Annotated in this window: 21 protein-coding genes and 1 riboswitch; all 21 genes read right to left on the bottom strand. The window is 55.6% G+C overall.

Annotation, left to right across the window (positions count from 1 at the left end):
- A partial coding sequence (locus AC0LWT_RS30640) for a transposase (protein WP_474685083.1) occupies positions 1–537 on the bottom strand: 537 nt, incomplete at its 3' end.
- Positions 538–1,460: 923 nt separating this feature from the next.
- The gene (locus AC0LWT_RS30645) at positions 1,461–2,642 is read right to left on the bottom strand and encodes a DNA sulfur modification protein DndB (RefSeq protein WP_474685084.1); all 1,182 of its coding nucleotides are present in this window, start codon (positions 2,640–2,642) and stop codon (positions 1,461–1,463) included.
- Positions 2,642–3,778, bottom strand: a complete 1,137-nt coding sequence (locus tag AC0LWT_RS30650; protein ID WP_474685175.1) for a DNA sulfur modification protein DndB — start codon at positions 3,776–3,778, stop codon at positions 2,642–2,644. Before AC0LWT_RS30650 ends, AC0LWT_RS30645 begins: the two co-directional genes overlap by 1 nt.
- Positions 3,779–3,849: 71 nt before the next feature.
- On the bottom strand, positions 3,850–5,025 hold the full coding sequence (locus AC0LWT_RS30655) for an aminotransferase class I/II-fold pyridoxal phosphate-dependent enzyme (protein WP_474685085.1): 1,176 nt from the start codon (positions 5,023–5,025) through the stop codon (positions 3,850–3,852).
- Positions 5,026–5,076: 51 nt separating this feature from the next.
- A complete protein-coding gene (locus tag AC0LWT_RS30660) occupies positions 5,077–6,198 on the bottom strand; it encodes a site-2 protease family protein (protein WP_474685086.1) in 1,122 nt (373 codons plus the stop codon).
- A gap of 4 nt (positions 6,199–6,202) precedes the next feature.
- Entirely contained in the window at positions 6,203–6,568 is a 366-nt protein-coding gene (locus AC0LWT_RS30665; protein WP_474685087.1) for an arsenate reductase family protein, read from the bottom strand.
- Between the two features lie 155 nt (positions 6,569–6,723).
- The gene (locus AC0LWT_RS30670; protein WP_474685088.1) at positions 6,724–7,659 is read right to left on the bottom strand and encodes an RluA family pseudouridine synthase; all 936 of its coding nucleotides are present in this window, start codon (positions 7,657–7,659) and stop codon (positions 6,724–6,726) included.
- A complete protein-coding gene (locus tag AC0LWT_RS30675) occupies positions 7,656–8,225 on the bottom strand; it encodes a cob(I)yrinic acid a,c-diamide adenosyltransferase (RefSeq protein ID WP_474685089.1) in 570 nt (189 codons plus the stop codon). The genes AC0LWT_RS30670 and AC0LWT_RS30675 overlap by 4 nt, the downstream gene beginning before the upstream one ends.
- A 15-nt stretch (positions 8,226–8,240) precedes the next feature.
- Positions 8,241–9,833: a cobyric acid synthase gene (locus AC0LWT_RS30680; RefSeq protein ID WP_474685090.1), complete on the bottom strand. Its 1,593-nt coding sequence runs from the start codon at positions 9,831–9,833 to the stop codon at positions 8,241–8,243.
- Positions 9,823–10,929 (bottom strand): threonine-phosphate decarboxylase CobD, encoded by a 1,107-nt coding sequence (gene cobD, locus AC0LWT_RS30685; RefSeq protein ID WP_474685091.1) that lies wholly within the window; start codon positions 10,927–10,929, stop codon positions 9,823–9,825. The genes AC0LWT_RS30680 and cobD overlap by 11 nt, the downstream gene beginning before the upstream one ends.
- Before the next feature lie 14 nt (positions 10,930–10,943).
- Positions 10,944–11,786, bottom strand: coding sequence for an adenosylcobinamide-GDP ribazoletransferase (gene cobS, locus AC0LWT_RS30690; protein ID WP_474685092.1), 843 nt, complete (start codon positions 11,784–11,786; stop codon positions 10,944–10,946).
- Positions 11,762–12,727, bottom strand: a complete 966-nt coding sequence (gene cbiB, locus AC0LWT_RS30695) for an adenosylcobinamide-phosphate synthase CbiB (protein WP_474685093.1) — start codon at positions 12,725–12,727, stop codon at positions 11,762–11,764. Before cbiB ends, cobS begins: the two co-directional genes overlap by 25 nt.
- Positions 12,728–12,964: 237 nt before the next feature.
- The gene (locus AC0LWT_RS30700; protein ID WP_474685094.1) at positions 12,965–13,363 is read right to left on the bottom strand and encodes a hypothetical protein; all 399 of its coding nucleotides are present in this window, start codon (positions 13,361–13,363) and stop codon (positions 12,965–12,967) included.
- A 246-nt stretch (positions 13,364–13,609) separates the two neighbouring features.
- The gene (gene cobU, locus AC0LWT_RS30705; protein WP_474685095.1) at positions 13,610–14,167 is read right to left on the bottom strand and encodes a bifunctional adenosylcobinamide kinase/adenosylcobinamide-phosphate guanylyltransferase; all 558 of its coding nucleotides are present in this window, start codon (positions 14,165–14,167) and stop codon (positions 13,610–13,612) included.
- 35 nt (positions 14,168–14,202) lie between these two features.
- Positions 14,203–15,255, bottom strand: a complete 1,053-nt coding sequence (gene cobT / locus AC0LWT_RS30710; protein WP_474685096.1) for a nicotinate-nucleotide--dimethylbenzimidazole phosphoribosyltransferase — start codon at positions 15,253–15,255, stop codon at positions 14,203–14,205.
- A gap of 20 nt (positions 15,256–15,275) precedes the next feature.
- Positions 15,276–16,052, bottom strand: coding sequence for an ABC transporter ATP-binding protein (locus AC0LWT_RS30715; RefSeq protein WP_474685097.1), 777 nt, complete (start codon positions 16,050–16,052; stop codon positions 15,276–15,278).
- Between the two features lie 5 nt (positions 16,053–16,057).
- Positions 16,058–17,095 (bottom strand): FecCD family ABC transporter permease, encoded by a 1,038-nt coding sequence (locus AC0LWT_RS30720; protein ID WP_474685098.1) that lies wholly within the window; start codon positions 17,093–17,095, stop codon positions 16,058–16,060.
- Positions 17,096–18,166 (bottom strand): ABC transporter substrate-binding protein, encoded by a 1,071-nt coding sequence (locus AC0LWT_RS30725; RefSeq protein WP_474685099.1) that lies wholly within the window; start codon positions 18,164–18,166, stop codon positions 17,096–17,098.
- A gap of 115 nt (positions 18,167–18,281) precedes the next feature.
- Positions 18,282–18,488, bottom strand: a riboswitch (cobalamin riboswitch).
- 62 nt (positions 18,489–18,550) lie between these two features.
- Positions 18,551–19,078 carry a hypothetical protein gene (locus tag AC0LWT_RS30730; protein ID WP_474685100.1) on the bottom strand — a complete coding sequence of 176 codons (528 nt, stop codon included), beginning with the start codon at positions 19,076–19,078 and terminating at the stop codon, positions 18,551–18,553.
- A gap of 51 nt (positions 19,079–19,129) precedes the next feature.
- A complete protein-coding gene (locus AC0LWT_RS30735) occupies positions 19,130–19,396 on the bottom strand; it encodes an aspartyl-phosphate phosphatase Spo0E family protein (RefSeq protein ID WP_474685101.1) in 267 nt (88 codons plus the stop codon).
- 66 nt (positions 19,397–19,462) lie between these two features.
- Positions 19,463–20,662 carry an aminotransferase class I/II-fold pyridoxal phosphate-dependent enzyme gene (locus AC0LWT_RS30740; RefSeq protein ID WP_474685102.1) on the bottom strand — a complete coding sequence of 400 codons (1,200 nt, stop codon included), beginning with the start codon at positions 20,660–20,662 and terminating at the stop codon, positions 19,463–19,465.
- Between the last annotated feature and the right edge of the window lie 10 nt (positions 20,663–20,672).

Genomic DNA, 20,672 nt, shown 5'->3' on the forward strand with positions numbered 1-20,672 from the left:
CAACAGGTGTTCTACGTTCCGTTTGGCCAGATCCCGTTCATTATCGTCATAACGGCTTAGGCAGGTACTAAGAACCAGTTTGTTCTCTAAATCGTACAGATGGGAGGAGCGTGCCCTGGCTATACGAAACCCGACTTTGTAAGTCGTCGTGTATCCATACACGTTTCTGGTTTCAGATGTATTTGGCAATTCCATCACGCTGCCGTCCATAGCAAGCAGTCGAAATCCATGATACGTTTTGAAATCCCCGTCTTCGTAAAACGCCTGAACCAGTTCGTCATTTAGCAAGGTGAACGCGGCCGGGGAGAGCTTTTGTCTGGCCTCGGAAAAGGACTGTTTCGTATACGTTGTCGTTGTCGCCTCTTCTGGCATGAACATCTCGCGAAATTCATCCAACTCCAACTGCGTCGATTTTCGGACCATGCGGAGGATGAGAAGCAGCAGCGGAAAGAAACCGATCTTGCGATCGCGTTTAAAATCCTGCGTATTCTTCTTCGCGCTTGCTTTGAATTCGTCGCTTTTCATCTTGTTAAGCACACGAGATAAGGTCGCTTTTCCGTTTTTTTCACGCGCTATCATCCGTTTCTATCATTTACCTCTACTATACCAAAATCTACTAACCTGACAACATTGGGGGTATGGTGGCGGTGCATCGCTGTGTCACGGCTGCATAGTGTTACCGCATGGCGGTGCTGCATGGTGGCGGTGCGATGGCGGCATAGCGGTACTGTATGGTGGTGCTGCATGGCGGTACTGCATGGCCGTGCTTCATGGTGGGGGGCATGGCCGGGCTACATGGCTGTACGGTGTTACTGTCTGGCTGGGCTACTTTGTGACAGTGCGATGGCGGCATAGCGGTGCTGCATGGTGGTGCTGCATGACCGTGTTTCGTGGTGGGGGCATGGTGGCGGTCGCATCTTTTGGTAGCGATTTCAAACACTTCGTCGTGGGCCAATGCTGGAGCATAGCTCGGTTCGCCCGCCCCGGCAGCCGTTCTTGAACCTGCCTGGACTCGGGCACGCCGAAAAACCTGCGATTGTGCCGATAGTGCAGGCTTTTTCGCTGAAAGTGGCTCGTTTTGGCGAAAAGCCTGCGATAGTGCAGGAATTTTCGCTGAAAATGAATCTGAGCCCATGTTTGCGGCGAAAAACCTGCACTTTTGCAGGAATATTTCGTCCCAAGCACATCGCCGGGCAAAAAACTGTACTTTTGCAGGTTTTCCTCACGCTGCCATGCATGCCATGCCAAACCATGCCACGCCAAGTATCTGCCGCTGCCTCGAGCCATTGCAGAGCTACGCAAGGCCAGGCCAAGTATCTGCGCTGACTCAAGCCGCTTTGCCGGGCCGACCCGGGCTGTGGCGCCGCATGGAAAACCCGCCCTCAAAGCCCGGGCGGGTTCGGTAAAAACCCCCCTTTCACGTCCAACATTCAAGTTGTACGCAAAAGGGGGTTCGCGATTTATGCCGGCGAAGCTACTTCATCTTCTCCCGAAGATGCAGCGTCTGTGCCCTCCAGGAAAAACTGGACGAGTTTGACATGCTTTTTCAGCGATTTTTCGTGAATCAGGTTGATTTTGCCGTTATCGAGCGTTCCGAATACGTAAATCAATTCCTCATTATCGTGCGACCAGTCGAATCCATCAAGAATGCTCAACGACTGCGTCCATTCCTCGTTGTACTGTCCCTCCGGGAACAAGAACCGGTTGGCGTACAGCGCGATGCTTTCCTGAATGACGCGGTTGGCGGAAGTGTACGAAGCCAGTCCCGGCTGTTCAGGCATCATCGGAAGGATCGTGTTAAAGAACTGATGCAAAATTTCCACGTAGGTGGACGGGTCTTGACGAATTTTGCGCTGCAGCTCGTAGGAAGGCTGCATTCTGCCGGAGAACAGCATCGTTGCCGTCGAATACAACCAGCTGAAGCACGTAAAGTTGCGGTTGAACGCCGTCAAGTTGCTGCGGCGCTCCACGCCGGCCGCTTTGAGATAAATGTTATGGTCCACTACCTGCTGAATGACCAGATTGAGCGGATCGATCGAGTCGAAGGAATGGCCCAGTTCTTTGCTCACAAGCTGTACTTTGGAGTTAATATCGCCGAACAACTGCTGCTCTTCTTCCTCGGACAGGCCGATATAGATTTGCACGGCAAGCTCCGTTTCCATCAAATCCAGCCGTCTGCCTTCCAACTGGCTCACAACGCCTTCGGTTTGATCCACTTCCTGTTTCAGCTCGGCATCTTCCGGAAATCTGCGCTGTTTGATTTTTAACAGAGCGAGCTTTTTCTCGTACCGCCGCACTTCCTTTTGCATCTGGTCGTTGACGTAACCTAGCGCCAGAATCCGGTGCTGCCCGTCGAGGATGCTCAATTTGCTGCCGTGTCTCAAGAGAAACTCCTTGTCGCCCTTGGACAGCTGGTTCACCTCGCGCAAAGACAGCGTTACCGGTCCGAAAAATACATGATCCAGCTCGCGCTCCTGCAAATACGTAGAAATTTTCCGTCTTTGCATATTGCTGAGCTTCCGTTGAACCATCGGATCGATCATCGTGTAGTTAAGCAAATCCTGTACGCGAAGAGCGACCGTGGCCAGCCCGAATTTGTCACAAAATGGATGAATCGTCATCCGCAAACGCAAACCTTCCATTAGCCCGCATCCTCCTTATCGCTGATGAGAAAAACATTTTGCTCCTGGTAGAAGCCTTTGATGAATTGATATGCTTTCATAATCCGCGAACGTCTTGGAAGACGGTCCTTTTCATCGCCCGCATAAATGCCGTTCCAGTTCACATGCGGCAATATTTTCAAAGCGTGCTCCAATGCGTACCGGTTGAATTTCCCGGTTTTTGTCGCTTCTTCGTGGATGAAGAGCGCCAGCGCAATTTGAATGTTTTCGCTCCAGACCAGCTCGCCTTTGGTCGGCGTCGGCAAATAGTTTAGCAATCCGCTGAAATAAGAAGCCGCTAACGACACATGCTCCTGCAGTTCCTTGTCTTCGTATTGATACCCGTTGTTTCGCGCCGCCGATTTCATCCGGCCTTCAAACAGAGCGACCAAAATTTCAATCAGCAGGTGATAGGAAAACAAATATTCAGGCGCTTTGCCGCGCTCGGAAAACATATCAACCGTCAGCGTCTGCATAGCCGGCGCTTTGGCGGCCAGCTCCGTTGCGGCGACATGATAAAATCTGCGCTGATCGCGAAGAACGGCCAGATTTCCGCCGATTTTGCGCGGAAGCTTGTTGATGTCGGAAAATAACTGGCGCTCTTGCCGGGCGTTAATGTCCAAATAAGTCATCGTCGAGATCGGGAATGCGTACAATCTGCGCAGCTTCTCCGTAATCTCTTCCATTTTATCGTATTCCCGGCGGTCTTTGGCCCGCGCCATTTGGCTTTGCAATGTTTCCATAATGCGCTGAAAAGCGGCCAGGCGATGCTGTCCGTCGACGACATACAGCTTTTCGATTGGCTGCAAGCGAAGCATCCGCTGCTCCTCGTCATAATGGCCCGCTCCCCGTGCCGAAAAAATAATGCCGGGGAAATAAATCGGCTGCCGGTCTTCCAAATACAAATTGACATAATCGATCAGTTTGGACAGATTGCGCGGAATAATCGCGCGCTGCACTTCCAAATCCACTTCATAGATCGAAAACAGCTTGCTCATCGGCAATGTCGCAGCTATGGTAGGCTGTCCGAAGGTATGTCCCAATGTTCCCGGGATTTCTACAAACGTTGAATGTTTTTGCTCAGCCAAGAGCTCGGATAATGAATTAATAGCATCCATCATAGGTACCCCTTTCAAATCAATATTCGATACGGTTCTCTTTCTCCTATTTTTTCCAAAAAATCTTAGTTTCATTCTATTGAACGAAGCCATTCTCCAATTCGGCGCGCGGCTTCGAGCAGCCTTTGCTCATCCTGTACGATGGCGATTCTGACAAATCCCTCCCCCTCTGCCCCGAAAGCGTCTCCGGGAATGACGACAACGCCTGCGCGGTAAAGCATTTCCCGGGAAATTTGTCGAGAGGTCCAGCCTTGCGGCACAGGGGCCCAAATAAACATGGTCGCTTTGGGCGGACGAATATGCCAGCCCGCTTCGGCAAGCGCTGCAAGAAACGCGTCTCTCCGGCTTTGGTAAATCCCGGCAACGGAATGCTCATTTTCCATATCTTCTTCCAAAGCTGCAATGCCTGCGGCTTGAACGGCCTGAAACACGCCGTAATCGATATTGGACTTAAGCGTCTTCAGAGCTTTCACGGCTTCGGCATTTCCCGTCAAAAAGGCGATCCGGCAGCCTGCCATGTTAAAACTCTTCGATAGCGAATGAAATTCGACGGCAACCTCCTTGGCTCCTGCAATTTCAAGAATGCTCATCGGCCGATATCCGTCAAAAGCCATCTCCGAGTACGCCAAATCATGCACAACGAGCAGTTCGTGCTTTTTCGCATAAGCGACCAATTGTTCGAAAAAAGCCCGGTCTGCGACAGCCGCCAACGGATTGCTCGGATAATTGAGCAAAATAAATTTCGCCTGCGCAGCGACATCCGCCGGAATATCGTCCAGCTTCGGCAAATAATCGTTATCTACGCGAAGCGGCACAAGATACGGTTTAACCCCGGCCAAAACAAGGCTTGCGGAATAAATCGGATAGCCGGGATCGGGCACGATCGCCATATCGCCAGGGTCGCATAACGCCAGCGCCAAATGCGCCAGACCGTCCTGGGAGCCCATCAGCGTTAAAATTTCATCGGCCGGATCGAGTTCGACGCCGAATCGGTACCGATACCATTTGGCCACCGCTTCGCGAAACTCCGGGCTTCCTTCCGAGGAAGGATAGCCGTACAGCTTCGGGTTGCCCACAGCTTGCGCAATCGCTTCGAGAATCCGCTTTGAAGGCGGCAAATCGGGACTGCCGATACCTAAATCTATGACGTCTACCCCTTGGTTCATAACCTCTCTCTTCCATTCGGCTACCTCTGCAAAAATAGCCGAACCAAGCCGGGTCAAACGTTCGGAACCTTTAATCTTCATGGACAAAAACCTTCTTTTTATTAATTAACGTAATAAATCATTTAATATGTTCTACAAACCCGTTCCAATTCCTGTCTGATGAACTTGCCTGATCATAAAGAACAGGAAGGCCGCAAGGGCCAGATAAACAGCGCCGAACGTCCATCTGGTGCGAACCGGGACATCGTAATATTCGTTAAGCTCGTCGAGCGGAACGAAGTCGATTTTGACATGAATGCCCAAATGCAGCCCGTATCCGTTGTCCGTGCGTTCGATGCCTTCGATCTCTTTGTGCAGATGCTCGACTTTCACGACGGATACTTTCTTGATCAGCGCTTGTCTCGGCAAATGCAAATAGCCTTCGAACCCGATGGCTTGCCACCACATCACGATTTTTTGGCTGCCTTCGGCCTGCGCGTCCAGCTCGGAGAAAGTCGTAAACTCAAGCTCGCGGGTATGGCCTTCGCCGGGAACGATCATGCCGTGCTGCAGCAGATGCTCAGCATTAAACTCGAAGCGCGTGTTCGCCGATCTGACTCCGCCTTTATTCCTGTTTTTCACATATTTATTATACAAATCCCATGCAAACATCAACCAAATAATGAAAAACAAAATGCTCTCCATATAGTAAATGACAACAAGCCCGCCGACAAGTCCGACAAGCCAGAGCCAGCGGGTTACGGCAGTGGAAATTCTGCCTCCGTCAAGCGGATGTATCGGCAAAAGATTGATCAGATTGAGATAAAATCCAAGATACGATATGGAAACAAGAAGGGGAGAGCCGACAGCCACGCCAAGTCCAAAGGCGGCTACCGCACCGACAGTCCCGAGAATGGGCCCGCCAATCCCGATGAAAGCCTCTGTGGCCGCATCCCTGGGATGCTTTTTCATCGTGATCAAAGCTCCCAGAAATGGAATAAATACAGGGGCTGTGACGGGAAGTCCCTTGATTTTGGCCGCAAGCACATGGCCCAGTTCATGAATAAGAATCATAATCACGATTCCGATGGCAAAAGGCAGCGGCTCCATGATCGCGTAAGCTCCTATGCTGATAAACATGCTGATCACGACTCCGCCGAATTTCCCCAGTTTGAGCAGCGGCAGAATCAGCTTGGCCTGCGATACAAGAAACATTCCGATTGCGCCAAGCACCCAGAATGGATTTTTACGATTCGGTTTGCCCGATTGCGCCATGGCTTCACTCCCTTCCCCATACCGCCTCGTAGTCCTCTTCCTTGAACCCTACGGTCACTTTGCTGCCGTCCGTTACGATCGGCCTCTTGATCAGCCTGCCGTTAGAGGCAAGCAGTTCCAGCATATCCTGCTCGGACATGCCCGGCAGCTTGTCCTTAAGTCCCATTTCCTTATACACTTCGCCGGAAGTATTGAAAAATTTCTTGATCGGCAGTCCGCTGTCAGCCAGCAGCTTGGCCAGTTCCGCAGAGGAAGGCGGCGTGTCGAACAATGGGACATTTTCCGCGACGTCCACGTCATGCGCCTTCAACCATTTTAACGCGCTGCGGCACGTCCCGCATTTATCATAACAAAAAACTTTTACTCCCACGACGCTGTTTTCTCCTTTTATTGCGATAATATATAGCTATTCTTAAAATTTTGGGCCAAACGGGCGGGAAAGTCAAGTTGTACTTGCTTTTTCGGACAGTGCAAATAACCATTCGGAAAGTCCGATTGGTTTTTGCATGCTATGCGATTCGCGGCCTACGCCCTCAGCCATGCCTGCAATTGGGCCAGATCCGCCGGCAGCGGAGCGCCAAATTCCGCCCATTCCCGCGTCCCGGGATGAACGAATCCGAGCCTGAACGCGTGCAGCGCCTGCCTGTCGAGCAGCCCGGCAACCTCGCGGGCCTCGTCGCTTTCCGCAAAGTCCGGAAGCACATACATTTTGTCTCCCAGCAGGGGATGGCCCAAATGTTTCATATGCACGCGGATTTGATGCGTTCGCCCCGTTTCCAGCCACAGCCGGACCAGAGCGGCATTGGCATACTGCTCGACCACCTCGTAGTGAGTGACGGCCGAATATCCGGCAGGCGTCACAATCCGCACGTGAGGCTGCTCGGGGTCGCGGTCGATTGGCGCGTCGATCGTCCCTTGCTTCTGGGCCACAACGCCCCATACGAACGCGAGATACTCTTTTTTGACCGTATGCCTGATGATTTGTTCGGATATTTGCTGGTGAACGTAAGGGGTCTTCGCAATGGCGAGCACGCCGGACGTCTCCTGATCGAGCCTGTGGACCGGACGAAAGCGGCAGCTGATCCCCATTTGCCGCCAATGATGCACGACGGCGTTGGCAATCGTATTGACGTAATGCCCGTGCGTCGGATGTACGATGATGCCTGCCTCTTTGGCTACGATGAGCACATGCTCGTCCTCGTGCAAAATGTGGAGAGGCAGGTCCTGCGGCAAAATATCCTCCGATTCTTCCTGCTCCATCCTCACTTCAACCCTGTCGCCTGCGGCTACTTTGACACTGATATACTGTCTGGCGCCGTTCACCGTAATGCCTTGCTCCGTCAGCTTCAGGCGGGACAGCAGCTTGCGGGAAACCATCAGCCTGTTTTGCAAAATCGTTTTCAGCAGCATGCCCTCTTCCTCGGGAGGAACGACGTATACCAGCGGCTCGTAGTAGCTCATGACTTGCGGCGGAATACGTGCCCGCTGCGCTCGTACTCCACGTCCGCGACACCTTCGCGGAAATTCGCCGTACGGGCGACGGTAAAGAACAAATCGGACAAGCGGTTCAAATACCGCCGTACTTCCGGATTAATCTCCTGCGTGCGGGCCAATGTGACCACCCGGCGCTCGGCCCGGCGGCATACCGTCCGGCAAATGTGGATCGCGGAGGATACACGGCCGCCGCCCGGCAAAATAAACCGCGAAATGTCCGTCGTCTCCGCATCGTACTTGTCGATCCAGCCTTCCAGCGCATCGACCATGTCGGATGTGACTTTGTAGGGGCGGATTTCTTTTTTCAGCGTAGCCAGATCCGAACCGCAATCGAACAGCTCGTGCTGCACCTTCAGCATATCCTCCAGCAAATCTTTGAATTTGTCCGGGTCCATGAAGCTCATCGCCTGCCCGAGATAACAATTCAGCTCGTCTACGGTCCCGTAAGCCTCAACCCGGTCATCGTCCTTGTCGACTCTGCCGCCGACTACGCCGGTTTGCCCCGCATCCCCCGTGCGCGTATAAATTTTCATCAGGCTCATCCTCCTTTATTGCCGCTTCGATACATGTATAATCTCATAAATGCGATTCATATCCAAATGCCGGCGCACATGATCGGCCAGCCGGTCAAAAGCGGCTTCCCGCCGCTGCTTGAAGCCCGGTCCCGCTTCCAGCGGAGCAAGCCCTTTTTGCCTGCGGATCTCGTTCAGCCAAGCTCTGCGCAAATCGTCGTTATGCAAAATGCCGTGCAGGTACGTCCCCCAGACGCGCCCTCCAAAAGCGGAAGCCCCGTCGCCGTGCAAATCGTCCCGCCCCGCAGGAAGCGCATCGGCCTCATGCCGGGCTTTCACCCGAAAAGGCGGCTCCACGTCTTCGACATACGAGGTTCTGCCCATGTGAATCTCATAGCCGTCGATCGCGATTTCCGGCCGGGCGGCCGCAAACAAGGCGCTGTAGCCCTGCACCTGAACGGTGCGCTTGTCGGCCGTAAACACGGTCTCCGTCGGCAAAAGCCCCAATCCTTCAAGCTCGGAATAGTCGGATTCGAGACCGTCCGGATCGAGCAATCTTCGGCCCAGCATTTGATAGCCGGCGCATATCCCCGCGACCCAGCCCCGCTCTGCGAGAGCAAACCGCACAATGCGCTCGGCAAGCCCCGATTCCCGCAAATAACGCAAATCGTCCATCGTGTTTTTGCTGCCCGGCAGCACAACCGCATCCGGCTCCCCCCACTCCGACAAATGCGAAATGTAGCGGAAATGAACATCGCTCTCCTCCTGCAGCGGATCGAAATCCGTAAAATTGGACAGCCGTGGCAGACGGACGACCGCGATATCGAGCTTGTCCGCCGGCCGGGGCCGCGAGACGGGGTCCCGCTCACGCTTCGCGCGCTTGGCGTCGAGCGAGGCGGAATCCTCATCCTCGATGCCAAGCTGCGGCATATAGGGAATGACGCCCAGCACCGGCTTGCCCGTACGCTCCTCCAGCCAGTCGAGCCCCGGTTTCAGCAGAGTGATGTCTCCGCGAAACTTGTTGATGACGAACCCCTTCACCCTATCCCGCTCCTCGGGCGTCAAAATATCCATCGTCCCGACAATCGATGCGAACACCCCTCCGCGATCGATATCGGCCACGAGCAGGACCGGGCTGTCCGCCCAACCCGCAAGCCGCATGTTGACGATGTCGCGGTCCTTCAGGTTCACTTCGGCCGGACTGCCGGCGCCCTCCAGAACGACGAGATCATAGCCGCTGCGCAGCCTTGCGAGCGCGTCTTTCACAATTTGCTCGGCCTGCGGCAAATACGTTTCCCGGTACGTCCGCGCATCCAGATCCCGGAGCGGCCTGCCGTGCACCACCACCTGGGCGACCATATCCTGTTTGGGCTTGAGCAAAATCGGGTTCATGTCGGTCGTAGCCAAAATGCCGCAAGCGTCGGCTTGAACCCCCTGCGCCCTGCCGATTTCTTTGCCGTCGTAAGTGACGTATGAATTCAGCGACATATTTTGCGATTTAAAAGGCGCGGTACGCAAGCCGTCCTGTACAAAAATGCGGCAGAGTGCCGCAGTTAAAATGCTTTTACCGACGTCGGACGCCGTCCCCTGGATCATCAATGCTGCCGCATACGGCGTTTTATCGCTCATCGTCGCCGCCTCTTTCCCGTAACGTCTGCAGCATGGAACGCAAACCTTCGACCAGCCGTTCGTTCTCTTCCCTGAGCCGCACCGCCACCCGGCAGTAACGGCGATCCAGCCCTTCAAACAAGGACGCATCCCGGATTAAAATGCCCTGCCGCCCCATGATCTGCTGCGCTTCTTTCACGCTAACGCCCGACTGCTTAGGAAAGGCGAACAGCAAAAAGTTGACATCGCTCGGCACGACTTCCAAGCCGAGCCGCTCCAGTTGATCCGTCAGCCACGGCTTTTCCGCCGCAAGCCATACTCTGCTCGCCCGTTCGAACTCCTCATCGTCGAGCACCGCCGAACCGATCAGCTGCGCCAAGTAGTTCACGCTCCACTGAACCTGCATCGTTTTCAGTTGCGCAATCCAGTCCGGATGCGCAACCATGAAGCCGAGCCGGATGCCCGGAATGGCGTAAAATTTCGTCATCGAGCGAAGAACGAACAAATGTTTGCTATCGGCCGCCGCCCGCAGCATCGAATGCTCGCGCTCGTCCGGTACGAAATCCATGAACGCCTCGTCGAGCGCCAGACGGACGCCGCTTTGTTCAAGATCGCGCAGCACCCGGAGGGGAATCAGTTTGCCCGTAGGATTGTTCGGATGCCCGAGAAAAAGCAAATCGCAGAACGATTTCGCCACGGCCACATCCTCTTGCTGCAGCACGAACTCATGTTCTCTGCGCAGCGGAATGGAATGAACCGAGCCGCCGGACCCCAGAACCGCTTCCTCGTACTCCGTAAAGGAAGGTCTCGCCAGACCGGTAACGACCGTTTTAAGCGCTCTTGCCACAAGATCGATCAGCTCCGCAGCTCCGTTGCCGACCAAAATGCTTTCCGCAGGAATATCGTATTTGCGGGACAATTTGCTGCGCAGCTCGCGCACCGCAGGGTCCGGATATTTTACCACATCCTTCCATCGGCTGCGCATAATATGCTCAACGACGGAAGGAGGCCCGAGCGGATTCATATTCGAACTGAAATCGAGAAACTGTTCTTTCGGGCGCCCGAAAGCCTCTTCCGCCGTCCACACATCCCCTCCGTGTCCAAAACGTTCCAGCATCAAAACTCACCTCTCTATATGTAAATGAAGACCGCAGCGGCAGCCAGCAGGAGCAAAGCCTCCAGCAGTTCGTTCAAAGCGCCGTACGTGTCCCCGGTCAATCCCCCAAGCTTGCGGCTGATATAACCGGCAATGCCGCAGCCGGCCATGAACGTCCCGAGCGCAAAGCCCGCGGTTATCGTCCAGACGTTCAAATATTCGGAAGCTGGAGCTGCGGACGCATGGACCGCCAAAACCGTAAGCGATGTCGCAAGCAGCGCCGCCGCCGTACACATGGCCACTTCCTTCCGCCCTACGCCCTGAAATAAACTGCCGAGTCCGGATTCGCGCCGGGCGTAAGGCCATCCATAGATCGCTGCGGCCATAAACCAGCGGCTCCATATCGGAATGATCGCCAGCAGCATGCCGCCCGTCAGCCGAACACCGGCGGAAGGAACGTCCAGCAGCGTGTAAAGCAGCGAGAGCTTCAACAGCAAATGCAGAACGCACACGATAACCCCCATCGCGCCTACCCTGCTGTCTTTCATAATTTCCAGCATCTGTTCGCGCGGTCTATGGCTGAGTATGCCGTCCGCCGTATCCATCAAACCGTCCAGGTGCAGACCGCCGGTGAGGATGACCCAAAGCGCGAGAAGCAAGACCGCCGCCGGAAAAGCGGGAAGCGCCAGCCTTAAGCCCGCTCCCGCGCCGGCGAGAAGCAGTCCGATGACCGCGCCGGTCAGCGGGTAAAAAACGACGCTTCGCCGAAACACCTGCTCCGTATATGCAATCTGAACCGGAACCGGCAGTCTTGTCAAAAACTGAAAAGCTGCAATGAGTCCATGCAGCCAGCCTACCATAACATCGCGATTGCGCATAGCATTCCTCCCATCGCGGCAAAGCTGACGCCGTACAGCATCCGTACGGCGAGTACGATATCCCGCTGCGTCCGCTCCCGCAGCGGCCAGCCGAGGCGGGCCCGCTCGCTCGCGGCACCGCCGTAGACGTTCAGCCCGCCCAGCTCGATCCCGAGCGCTCCGGCTACCGCCGACTCGGGAATCCCGCTGTTCGGGCTGGGGTGCAGGTGCGCGAAGCGGCGAATCGCTGCCGCTGCCCGCTTCGCCGAAAGCCCCGGCTGCAGCAGGGCGACGAGCACGAGCAGGAGGCCGGTCAGCCGGGCCGGAATCCAGTTCATGACGTCGTCCCAGCGGGCCGACGCCCAGCCGAATTGGCGGTACTTCTCATTTTTGTAGCCGACCATCGAATCCAGCGTATTGGTCGCCCTGTAGAACATCGCCAGCGGCGCTCCGCCGAGCAGCGCATAAAACAGCGGGGCGATGACTGCATCCACGATGTTCTCCGCCACCGTCTCGACGACGGCCCGCGTCAATTCCGCCTCCCCAAGATGCGCGGTATCGCGGCCCACGATGTACCCCGTGTACTTGCGGGCGTCGTCCATATTGCCGCTGCGCAAAGGCACGGCCACCAAATATGCCGCATCCTTCAGCCCTTTGACGGCGACTGTCGTCGAAATCAGCCACGTCGACACGGCATACCCGAGCCATTCGTGCACCGCTTGGGCGGCCAGCACGAGCAGCAGCGCTGCGCCGAAGCCGAGCAGCACCGTGGAGAGCGCCAGCAGCACGCCTTTGGCCTTCAAGGCCGCTCCCCGGAGCAGCCGGCGCTCCATGAATTGAATCCACCTGCCTATGTAGACAACCGGATGCGTCAGCCATTTGGGATCGCCGACGATCCAGTCGAGTGCGAGAGCCGCCGCCGTCATGACGGCCAGCTCTTTCCAAGAATATACCCACCACATTGCCGTTCCCCCGAAGCTATCCTGCCAATGCTCATATTCGTCTTCATCGAAAATTCCTGCAAAATCCAGACTGTCGAAAGCCTCTCGCCTGTTGAAAAACCCCCAAGCCGGTGTCGATAGCCGCAATCTGCCTGGCAGTGCGAAAAAACCTGCAAAAATACATGAATTTGCAGCCTTGATCCGCCAGCCACGAACAATTCCTGCAATTGTGCAGGCTTTTCGCCGCATGACATGGACTCAGGTTGATTTTGGCAAAAATTCCTGCACTTTCGCAGGCTTCTCACCAAAATGAACCATTTCCGCAGGAAAAAACTGTACTTTTGCAGGTTTTCTCCTGTCCTGACGAGCAAACCGTCTCATGACCGCCTGCCATGCAGCCGCATAACGTCGATAGCCACTATCTGCCTGACGGTGCGAAAAAAACCTGCAAAAATACATGAATTTGCTACCTTGATCCGCCAGCCACGAACAATTCCTGCAATTGTGCAGGCTTTTCGTCGTCGGACATGGACTCAGGTTCATTTTAGCGAAAATTCCTGCACTTTCGCAGGCTTTTCGCCAAAACAAACCGATTCTGCAGGAAAAAACTGTACTTTTGCAGGTTTTCTCCTGTCCTGGCCTTGCAAACCGTCTCATGACCGCCCGTCATACAGCCGCGTAACCACGCCAGGGGAGGCACAACCGGGAGCGCGCGGCTGCGCCAAGCATTAGGCGTCCCCTCTAGTGTCGTCACTTTCTCGGGCAGCCTGATAATCGCAGGTTTTCTCCCCGCCAAGCCGCCTTGTCCCCCCACTTCAGCGCCACGACCCGTGAGGAGAGGCGCAGGTTGGGAAAGAGCGGGGGCGGCCCTTTATCAAGCTTGTTGTTAGTCATCTTCCGCATCTAATCCAGCCGGTACGCCCTGCTTTTCAACTCGATCGGGATTCCGGCCGTCACCAGGAACACCTCGCCGCACACTTCGGCCAGCCGCTGGTTCATCCGTCCGGCCAAATCCCGAAAGCGTCGTCCCAAAGGATACTCCGGCACGATCCCGTCCCCGACTTCATTGGTGACGAGCACCAATTGTCCGCTGTAGGAGGACACGGCGCGGACGAGTTCCTCGATTTGCGCCATAATCGCTTCCGGCTCGCTCTCATGGCGCAGCAGCCAGTTCGACAGCCACAGCGTCAGGCAGTCGACCAGCACCGAAGCTTCCGCGCTGCGCCCGTCCGCCTGCAGCCGGAGCAGAAGCTCCCGCAGCGCATACGGCTCCTCCAGGGTTTCCCACGGAAACCCCGACTCCAGCCGCTGCCGCTGATGCAAACCGACCCGCTCCCTCATTTCCTCATCGTAGATTTGCGAGGTCGCGATATAAATCCCTCTGGCGCTGCCGCGCATCGCCAGCCTCTCGGCGAAGGCGCTCTTGCCGCTGCGCGCGCCGCCTGTTACCAATACTGCCATGATCGGACCTCCCGCACCCGCTCGGCTCAAACTTCCTACGAGCGGGACACGCCCGCGCTCTCGAAAGTCGCCATCTCCCGCATAATTTTGCTTGCGGCATCGATCAGGTTAAAGGCAAGCACCGCGCCTGTCCCCTCGCCAAGCCGCATATCCATTTGCAGCATCGCTTCGAGGCCGATCGCCTGGAGCAGCCGGGCATGACCCTGTTCGTGCGACAAATGTGAAGCGAGCATGTACGGCGCGCACACCGGCGCCAAGCGGCTGGCCACCAGCGCAGCCGCCGAAGAGATGAAGCCGTCGATGACGACCGGGCAGCGGTTCTTCGCCGCTCCGAGGATGACGCCGACGAGACCGGCGATCTCCAGGCCGCCGACTTTGGCCAGCACGTCGAGCGCATCGTCGGCATCGGGGGCGTTCACTTCCAGCGCTTGTTTGACGACGGATTGCTTGTGCAGCCATCTGGCATCGTCAATGCCGGTGCCTCGCCCAACCGCCATCCCGGCATCAAGTCCGGTCATCGCGCAGAGAATCGCCGCGCTCGCCGTCGTATTGCCGATTCCCATATCCCCTGTAGCAAAAAGCCGGAAACCTTTGCCGGCAAGCTCGTCCACCACTTCGATCCCGGCCATAATCGCCTGCTGCGCCTCCTCACGCGTCATCGCCGCTTCGCGGGCCATATTGCGCGTGCCTTTGCGCACTTTTTTCGATACAAGCTGCGGATGCTCCAGATCCGCGTTTACACCGATATCGACGCAGACGACTTCCGCCCCGGCATGCCGCGCCAGCACGTTGACGGCCGCGCCGCCGTGCACGAAGTTCAGTACCATCTGCGGCGTCACTTCCGCCGGAAACGCGCTGACGCCTTCCTCGCAGACGCCATGGTCGCCGGCCATCACGATGACGGCTTTTTTCTCGAATACAGGCCTTACTTCACCGGTAATGCCGGCTGTCTGGCACGCGATCGCCTCCAACTTGCCCAAGCTTCCCGGCGGTTTCGTAAGCTGATCCAAATGCCGCCCGGCCAGTTCGGCGAACTCCTGATCGATCGGTTGAATAGCGCTGATTTCTTGATCTAATCTAGACATCATTTCATCCCTCGCATTTTCAGTTATTTGCCGGGCTGCAGCAATATTTGCGGCGCCCGGTTCAACGGATGCTCCAGCACGATCGGTTCGGTTCCGTACACCTCTGCGATCAGCCTGCTCGTTATAATTTCCTGCGGCGTCCCTATGGCCGCCGGCTTGCCGTCATGGACGACGAGCAGCCTGCTGCAATACTGCGCAGCCAGGTTCAAGTCATGCAGCACGGCTACGACGGTCAAACCCTCTTCCCGCTGCCATGCCCTGACATAATCCATCATCTGGATTTGATATCCGATGTCCAAAAAGGTCGTCGGCTCGTCGAGCATCAGCAGCCTGGGCTGCTGAGCCATTACTTTGCCGAGCGCTACGCGCTGCCGCTCACCCCCGCTAAGGCGGTCTACCGTGCGGCCGATGAGCGGTTCCAAATGGAGCTTCTCCACGATGCTTGCAATCAAATGCTCGGCATTCTGCGAATCTTCGCCAAGCCAGTTTTGAAACGGGTACCGGCCCATCTCCACGACCTCCCGCACGGTGAAGCCGACAGGCGGCAGGGCATCCTGCTGCAGCACGGCGAGCCGGCGGGCCAGCTCCTTGCGGCTGTAGGAAGCCACCGGCCTGCCGGCCAATCGCACATCGCCTGCGGAGGCCGGGTCGATGCCCGACATGATCCGCAGCAGCGTCGATTTGCCGCTTCCGTTAGGCCCGATAATGCCGAAAAATTCGCCCGCTTCGACCTCGAAGCTCATATGTTGCAGCACCTGCTTCCCGTGGAAGCTTTTCGAAACGTTTTCGACTTGTATCATCAAGATCAACCTCTCTGCGCTTTCTTATCTTTGTTCAACAAGTAAGCGAAGAACGGCGCCCCCAAAAAGGCGGTAATAACGCCGAGCGGTATTTCCGTCGGGCTCAGCAGCGTGCGGGCCAACGTATCCGCCCATAGCACATAAATTCCGCCGCCGAGAACGGATAAGGGCATAATCAGGCGGTAATCGGGGCCGACCAACAGGCGCACCAGATGCGGGATAATAAGTCCTACAAAACCGATAACTCCGGCCACGGATACGGCCGCCGCCGTAACGAATGTCGCAACGATCAGTGCGGTCAATTTCGTCCGTTCGACATTGACCCCGAGATGGGCGGCTTGGCGCTCGCCGAGCGCGAGCAGGTTCAGCGATCTGGCCAAGCCGATCAATACCGCAAAGCCGATAAGCAAATAAGGCGTTACCAACGCCGCGTAGGACCAGCCCCGCAATGCCAGGCTGCCCATCAGCCAAAATACGATTTCGTTAATGACTTGGTTGGATAAAGATACCATGAACGCAACGATCGAGCCCAGGAACGCCTGCATGACCACGCCTGAGAGAATGAGCGTCTCCAGCTTGAGCTTGCCGTCGATTTGCGCCAGCTTCAGCACGAGCAGCAGCGAAATAAGCCCGGTACCGAACGCCACAGCCGGAATCGACCATTGCCCAAGCCAAGAATACTGCAGCCCGAAATAAATCAGAAAAGCTGCGCCCACCGAAGCGCCCGAAGATACGCCCAGCGTGTAAGGATCGGCCAGCGGGTTGCGCAGCACTCCTTGAAAAGCCGCCCCCGCTACCGACAGCGAGGCGCCCACAAGGATGCCGAGCATGACGCGGGGAAGCCGGACTTTCATGATGATCTGCTCGGAAGATTGCGGCCAATCCGCTTCGATTCGCTCTCCCAGCCACGGAATGTGCTTGCCGATAATACCGGCTATTTGCAGTACATGGACATGGGCCGTGCCCAAAGACAAGCTGATCAGAATAGAAAGAAGAAGGAGTAAGACTCCTACTCCTCCCCACAGCATCAGTTTTCTTTTCATCTACTTCACCAGTTCGGGGTAAATCGCCTTGGCCATGGCAAGCAGGCCGTCCGTTATTCTTGGGCCCGGGCGGCTGAGCAGATTTTGATCGATGCCGACAACCCGGTTCGTTTTCACGGCTTCAATCTGATCCCATCCGCTGCGTTCGCGAATGATCGCGTCGAGCGTTTTTTTGCTCTTGTCATCGGTCACGCCGGCCGCGAAAAGAATGACGTTGGGGTTTTGCTGAATGATCTTCTCTTCGCTGATTTGGTACCAGCCCTTCTTGTCCCCTGCAACATTGACGCCTCCGGCCAGTTGAATCAGCTCGTCCATAAATTCGCCGCTGCCGACCGTCCAGCCTGCGCTGAATTCGACGTAGACCTTTTTCTTATTGGCCTGCTTCACGTCTTTCACGGCGCTGACCACTTTCTGGCGGTCCGCTTTCATTTTGTCCGCCACCTGCTCCGCCTGTTCCTGATGATCCGTAATGACCCCGAACGTAAGCACGTCGGCAATGGCGTCGTCGAGCGTCTTGGGCTCCACTTTAAACATATTGATATTCATCGCGCGAAGCTTTTCCACAGTGTCGGCCTTCATCGAAACGCCCGTGAAAACGATGTCCGCATTAGCAGCGATGACCGCCTCTTGATTCGGCTTCGTAATGCCGCCCATCTTCGGCTTCGATTTCGCCGCCTCCGGATAATCGTCCAGGTCCGATACGCCGACAATCTGATTGTCGAGCCCTATAGCAAAAAGCGCTTCCGTCTCGGCGGGCGATACGGATACGATCCTCTGCGGCGCCTTGTCAAACGTAAATTCTTTTCCCGTCGCATCCTTGATTTTGAGCGGGTACTGCGTCTTTTTGGACGCTTTGGCGGTTTCCGCAGCCGTCGCCGTCGCGGACGGGGCTTTCGTTTCGCCCGCTCCCAGCTTGGCCGGGTCCGTCAGCTCCGGCTGCTTCTCCACTGTCTTGCCGCAGCCTGCAAGACTGATTGCCACAGCTGCGGCAAGAGCCAGCAGCGCGGTCTTTTTCCACAAGCTCACTTTCATCTCGCTTTTCTCCTTTTCCTCGTCTGTCAGGACTTCCATCCTGCCAAAAAATCCCCTGCCGTTTCCCGAAGGAACAGCAGGGGACGATAAATCCAGGCAGCTGACAGCCGCCGGCTGCTCCCTGATTTAACGCCATCCTTTTCCTCGAAGGAAGTCGTGTACGGCACCATAGGCAGGTCTCCTGACTTTCGGGTATCGAGCTTCCCCGCCTTCCCATCCCCTAAATCGGAACAGTGGCATTATGAGGAACATTCCCGGTTACAGTGGCGGGACCGCGCCGGATTTGCACCGGCTTCCCTTTTAAGCGGCAGCGCCCGACCGATCGGGCACAGCTGCCGACACCTGTGGCTGCATAGCTATAACATTCAGTATCTCTTTGTCGATTATAGATGAGTTTCCCGGCATGTACAAGCCGAAGGCGAATTACTTCGCGGCGATGACCTTCAGCACCTGCTTGGCCTCATCGATTTGTTTAAAGTTTTGTGGAATAAAGGCGGTTAGCCCTTTGCCCTCCAGCCCCTGCTCTTTCAGCCATTTGTTGCCTGCCATCGGAATGCCGTAAAGATGCTTTTCCGCCGGCTTCCCATCCTCGGCAAGTTCCATAACCCCATCCGGATAATCCTCCGGCTTGATCACGTCGTCAAGAGCTACGAACCCGGCCTGCTTGGACAGCGCTTTAAACTGTTCGTCCGGCAAAATAAGAATGCCGTTGCCGCCGGCGGCAAGCTCGACAATCATTTTTTCCATCGAAAAAATCGGCGTTGAGACGAACTTTACGGTCGGCTTCTCGCCTACCTTGGCCGCAAGGGAAGCTTCCAGCTTGTCGCCGATTTCCGAAGGAAATCCGTTCGCTCCCATGGCGAAAATAGGCACATCAGGCTTTGGGCCTCCGCACCCGGCCAACAGCACCGCCAGCATGGCGATGCTCACTAAAAGCAGCTTGATTCTCATGCAGTTTCAATCCTTCCGAAGTTTTGTACGGTCATAAGAAAAGCCGGCTCATCACCGACTTTTTTTGCCTCTATTCATATATTCGTTTATTTTTTGATCGAGGACTGTGCTGAGCTCGACGACGGCTTCGGAAGTCATTTCCTTGCCTTCGACAACCATCTGTTCGAGCATCCGTCTCAAAGAATGAATCTCTTCTTCGAGCGGACTCAAGGAGGCGGATTTCTTAGCATGCTTGATCAACCAGCTACGATCGGAATCATCTTCCCGAATTTGGAAATGTTTGTTATATGAAGCAAGTTGATATTCCATAAAAGCCATGCTCTTCCCTCCTTACCTCAAGGATACCAGTTTTTGTCCCTATTGAAAATATCTTTTTAAAATGTTTTACATTTTTTTGATGAATTTTCCTATTCGTTCTAATGCTTCATTTAGCTGGGAAACACTATACGCGTAAGAACAGCGCAGGAAGCCTTCTCCGCCAAGCCCGAATACGTGTCCGGGAACTGCCGCCACCTTCGCTTCGAACAGCAATCTTTCGGCAAATTTCTCCGAAGTCATCCCCGTCGCCGCAATGCTCGGAAACGCGTAAAACGCGCCCTGCGGCTCGTGGCATTCGAGCCCGATCTCGCGAAATCCTTTGACGATCAGGCGCCGGCGCTGATTGTACGATTCCATCATGCGGTCTTTCTCTTCCAGCCCGTTCTTGAGAGCTTCATGAGCGGCCACCTGCCCCATAATCGGCGCGCACATCACCGTGTATTGGTGAATTTTGGTCATCGCGGAGATCAGGTCGGAGTGCCCGCACGCATATCCCATGCGCCAGCCCGTCATGGCGAACGCTTTGGAAAAACCGCTCACAAGGATGGTCCGGTCCTTCATTCCCGGCATGGCCGCGAAGCTCACATGCTTTTGTTCGTACGTGAGTTCCGCATAGATTTCATCCGAAATGACGATCAGGTCGTTCTCCTCGACGACTTTGGCGATCGGCAGCCAGTCTTCATAAGTCATAATGCCGCCGGTCGGATTGCTCGGATAGCACAAAATCAAAATTTTGGATCGGGGCGTTATCGCCGCTCGCAGCGATTGCTCGGTCAGTTTGAACTGGTCTTTGGCAAATGTCTCGATGCCTACCGCTTTCCCCCCGCTGATGGTCGTGATGGGCGAGTAAGAGATGTAGCACGGCTCGGGGATCAAAATTTCATCCCCCGGCGTAATCAGCGCCCGCAGCGCGAGGTCGATCGCTTCGCTTCCTCCTACGGTCACCAGCACCTCGTCGCCGGGCTCGTAGCTTACCTGGAACGAATTGTGCAAGTATTCGGCAATCGCCTCCCGCAGTTCCGGTATTCCCGAATTCGGCGAATATTTGGTCCGGCCCCGTTCCAGCGAATATACGGCGGCTTCGCGAACGTGCCAGGGCGTGGAAAAATCCGGCTCCCCGACCCCCAGCGAAATAATATCTTCCTTGCTGTTGCTGACCAGATCGAAAAATTTGCGAATGCCCGATGGCGGGATCGCTTTTACCATAGGAGCCAAATAATCCGTCATCGACTTTGGCTTGCGGACCGTCGGTTCATCTTTAATCATGGCGAAATTC

The organism is Paenibacillus sp. sgz302164, assembly GCF_056120505.1.

Bases quoted from the DNA above. Each gene is read 5' to 3' on its own strand.
- AC0LWT_RS30645 (WP_474685084.1), bottom strand. From the start codon at position 2,642: ATGGAAGGTTTGCGTTTGCGGATGACGATTCATCCATTTTGTGACAAA.
- AC0LWT_RS30650 (WP_474685175.1), bottom strand. From the start codon at position 3,778: ATGGATGCTATTAATTCATTATCCGAGCTCTTGGCTGAGCAAAAACAT.
- AC0LWT_RS30655 (WP_474685085.1), bottom strand. From the start codon at position 5,025: ATGAAGATTAAAGGTTCCGAACGTTTGACCCGGCTTGGTTCGGCTATT.
- AC0LWT_RS30660 (WP_474685086.1), bottom strand. From the start codon at position 6,198: ATGGCGCAATCGGGCAAACCGAATCGTAAAAATCCATTCTGGGTGCTT.
- AC0LWT_RS30670 (WP_474685088.1), bottom strand. From the start codon at position 7,659: ATGAGCTACTACGAGCCGCTGGTATACGTCGTTCCTCCCGAGGAAGAG.
- AC0LWT_RS30675 (WP_474685089.1), bottom strand. From the start codon at position 8,225: ATGAAAATTTATACGCGCACGGGGGATGCGGGGCAAACCGGCGTAGTC.
- AC0LWT_RS30680 (WP_474685090.1), bottom strand. From the start codon at position 9,833: ATGAGCGATAAAACGCCGTATGCGGCAGCATTGATGATCCAGGGGACG.
- cobD (WP_474685091.1), bottom strand. From the start codon at position 10,929: ATGCTGGAACGTTTTGGACACGGAGGGGATGTGTGGACGGCGGAAGAG.
- cobS (WP_474685092.1), bottom strand. From the start codon at position 11,786: ATGCGCAATCGCGATGTTATGGTAGGCTGGCTGCATGGACTCATTGCA.
- cbiB (WP_474685093.1), bottom strand. From the start codon at position 12,727: ATGTGGTGGGTATATTCTTGGAAAGAGCTGGCCGTCATGACGGCGGCG.
- AC0LWT_RS30700 (WP_474685094.1), bottom strand. From the start codon at position 13,363: ATGAGACGGTTTGCAAGGCCAGGACAGGAGAAAACCTGCAAAAGTACA.
- cobU (WP_474685095.1), bottom strand. From the start codon at position 14,167: ATGGCAGTATTGGTAACAGGCGGCGCGCGCAGCGGCAAGAGCGCCTTC.
- cobT (WP_474685096.1), bottom strand. From the start codon at position 15,255: ATGATGTCTAGATTAGATCAAGAAATCAGCGCTATTCAACCGATCGAT.
- AC0LWT_RS30715 (WP_474685097.1), bottom strand. From the start codon at position 16,052: ATGATACAAGTCGAAAACGTTTCGAAAAGCTTCCACGGGAAGCAGGTG.
- AC0LWT_RS30720 (WP_474685098.1), bottom strand. From the start codon at position 17,095: ATGAAAAGAAAACTGATGCTGTGGGGAGGAGTAGGAGTCTTACTCCTT.
- AC0LWT_RS30725 (WP_474685099.1), bottom strand. From the start codon at position 18,166: ATGGAAGTCCTGACAGACGAGGAAAAGGAGAAAAGCGAGATGAAAGTG.
- AC0LWT_RS30730 (WP_474685100.1), bottom strand. From the start codon at position 19,078: ATGAGAATCAAGCTGCTTTTAGTGAGCATCGCCATGCTGGCGGTGCTG.
- AC0LWT_RS30735 (WP_474685101.1), bottom strand. From the start codon at position 19,396: ATGGCTTTTATGGAATATCAACTTGCTTCATATAACAAACATTTCCAA.
- AC0LWT_RS30740 (WP_474685102.1), bottom strand. From the start codon at position 20,662: ATGATTAAAGATGAACCGACGGTCCGCAAGCCAAAGTCGATGACGGAT.